At 68.9% G+C, this 2,309-nt stretch carries 4 protein-coding genes; all 4 read right to left on the reverse strand.

Going from position 1 to position 2,309, the window contains the following annotated elements; all coding sequences use genetic code 11:
- Nucleotides 1-295 (reverse strand): Gfo/Idh/MocA family oxidoreductase (locus ABT009_RS47300; protein ID WP_351309646.1); only part of this gene is annotated, 295 nt, incomplete at its 3' end.
- A gap of 28 nt (nucleotides 296-323) precedes the next feature.
- Nucleotides 324-1,244, reverse strand: coding sequence for a sugar phosphate isomerase/epimerase family protein (locus ABT009_RS47305; protein WP_351309649.1), 921 nt, complete (start codon nucleotides 1,242-1,244; stop codon nucleotides 324-326).
- A gap of 45 nt (nucleotides 1,245-1,289) precedes the next feature.
- Nucleotides 1,290-2,207, reverse strand: coding sequence for an ATP-binding cassette domain-containing protein (locus tag ABT009_RS47310; protein ID WP_351309652.1), 918 nt, complete (start codon nucleotides 2,205-2,207; stop codon nucleotides 1,290-1,292).
- A 10-nt stretch (nucleotides 2,208-2,217) separates the two neighbouring features.
- On the reverse strand, nucleotides 2,218-2,309 hold a 92-nt coding region (locus ABT009_RS47315), incomplete at its 5' end, for a sugar ABC transporter permease (protein ID WP_351308503.1).

Genomic DNA, 2,309 nt, shown 5'->3' on the forward strand with positions numbered 1-2,309 from the left:
CGCACTTGACGGTATGGTGTTCCGTGCGGGTCTGTGTCTGGGGGGAGTCGGGGGCGGGCCCGGGGGTGGCGTTGTGTCGGGGGTCGACGCCGGCCGCCGCCATGGCGGCGGACGGGTCGGTGTACGCGGTGCAGCCCTCGATCGCGTTCGCGATCTTCTCGGCCCGCACCTCGTCGATGTCCACGACAGCGGCCACGCGCGCTCCGCTGGCCACCTCATGGAGGCGGCGCACATGGTCGGCACCCATCTTGCCGGTGCCGATCACGGCGACGCCGAGCGTTTCGCGCTGGGCCATGGCTGTCGTCCCTTCCGGTCGGGTTCCGTCAGGCTCCGCAGGAACGGAGGAACTTACGGGTGCGCACCGCGATGGGCAGCGGCTTGTCCGGAGGACAGGGGTACATGTCCTGCTCGACGATGGCGAAGAGATCGACTCCCAGGCCCTGCGCCGCCGCCAGCACCGGCTCCAGGGCGGGGACGCCGGCCGGCGGCTCGCACATCACGCCGCGCTGAACGGCCGGACCGAAGGGGACCTCGTTCTTGACGACGTCCGCGAGGATCTCCGGGTCGACCTGCTTGAGGTGCAGATAACCGATGCGCTCGCCGAAGGTCTCGATGAGCTTGACGCTGTCGCCACCGCAGTAGGCGTAGTGCCCGGTGTCCAGGCACAGGTTGACCAGGTCGGAGTCCGTCGAGTCGAGGAAGTGCTCGACGTGCTTCTCGGTGTCGATGTGGGTGTCGGCGTGCGGGTGCACGACGATGTCCAGACCGAACCGCTCCCGCACCTCGTGGCCCAGCCGCTCCATGCCCTTCGTCAGGTGCGCCCACTGCTCGCCGGTCAGCTCGGGCGGCTCGATGATCTCGGCGGTCTTGTCGTCCCGCCAGAAGGACGGGATGACCACGAGGTGCTTCGCGCCCATGGCCTGCGTCAGCGCGGCGACGTCGCTGACGTGCTCCCAGGTGGAGTCCCAGACCCCCGGCCCCCGGTGGAGCGCGGTGAAGACCGTCCCCGCGGACACCTTCAGGTTGCGCTTGTTCACCTCGTCGGTGAGCCGGGCCGGGTCGGTCGGCAGATAGCCGTACGGACCCAGCTCGATCCACTCGTATCCGGCACCGGAGACCTCGTCGAGGAACCTCTCCCAGGGCACCTGCTGGGGGTCGTCGGGGAACCAGACTCCCCAGGAGTCCGGGGCTGAGCCCACCCTGATGCGGTCCAGGGGGGCGGGGGCGGAGTTGGCGGCAGTCATCGGGACTGTCCTTTCACCCGAGGGCGGGCGGGGGAGGGGCGGGGATCAGCTGGATGCCTCGGAGGCGGTGGAGCCTCCGGCGGCGGGGGTCGGCACCTGGAGGTCCTCCTCTTCGGGGAGTTCGTCGACGTCGACGCCGCGGACTTGTGAGAGTTCGTGTTTGAGGGCGGCGAGTTCGGCTCCGCCGGCCATGTGGTTGGTGAGTTCTTCGAGGGTGATGTCGCTGCGGGCGGCGGAGAGTTCGAGGGTGCCCAGGCGGAGGACGGAGAAGTGGTCGCCGACCATGTAGGCGTGGTGGGGGTTGTGGGTGATGAAGATGACGCCGAGGCCGCGGTCGCGGGCGGCGGCGATGTATTTCAGTACGACGCCGGATTGTTTGACGCCGAGGGCGGCGGTGGGCTCGTCGAGGATGAGGACGCGGGCGCCGAAGTAGACGGCGCGGGCGATGGCGACGCATTGGCGCTGGCCGCCGGAGAGGGTGCCGATGGGCTGGTCGAGGTCGTCCAGGACGATGCCCATGTTGCGTAGTTCTTCGTCGGCGGTCTTCTTCATCTTCTCGATGTCGAGGCGCCGCAGGGGCCAGGGGCCTTTGGTCATCTCGGAGCCGAGGAAGAAGTTGCGCCAGACCGGCATCAGGGGGACGGTGGCGAGGTCCTGGTAGACGGTGGCGATACCGCGGTCGAGGGCTTCGCGGGGGGTGGTGAAGCGTACGGGCTGGCCGTCGACGAGGAACTGGCCTTCGGTGTGCTGGTGCAGGCCGGAGATGATTTTGATGAGGGTGGATTTTCCGGCGCCGTTGTCGCCGAGGACGCAGGTGACCTGGCTGGGGCGGACAAGGAGGTCGACGCCGTGCAGGGCGCGGATGTTGCCGTAGGACTTGCCGGCGCCGCGCAGTTCGACGACGGGCGTGCCGTCCTGCGGGGCAGTGTCCTTGGCGAGCGTGCCGGATGCGTTGGTTGTCATGGGGTTGAGTTCACCTCCGGGTCGCCGTGCGGCGGACCCACAGATTGACGAGGGCGGCGACCAGGAGCATCACGCCGAGGAAGGCCTTGAACCAGTCGGGGT

Source organism: Streptomyces sp. NPDC002896 (assembly GCF_040295225.1).
GTDB lineage: Bacteria > Actinomycetota > Actinomycetes > Streptomycetales > Streptomycetaceae > Streptomyces.

Excerpts from the sequence above, each read along its gene's own strand:
- ABT009_RS47310 (WP_351309652.1), bottom strand. The coding sequence starts at position 2,207 with ATGACAACCAACGCATCCGGCACGCTCGCCAAGGACACTGCCCCGCAG.
- ABT009_RS47305 (WP_351309649.1), bottom strand. The coding sequence starts at position 1,244 with ATGACTGCCGCCAACTCCGCCCCCGCCCCCCTGGACCGCATCAGGGTG.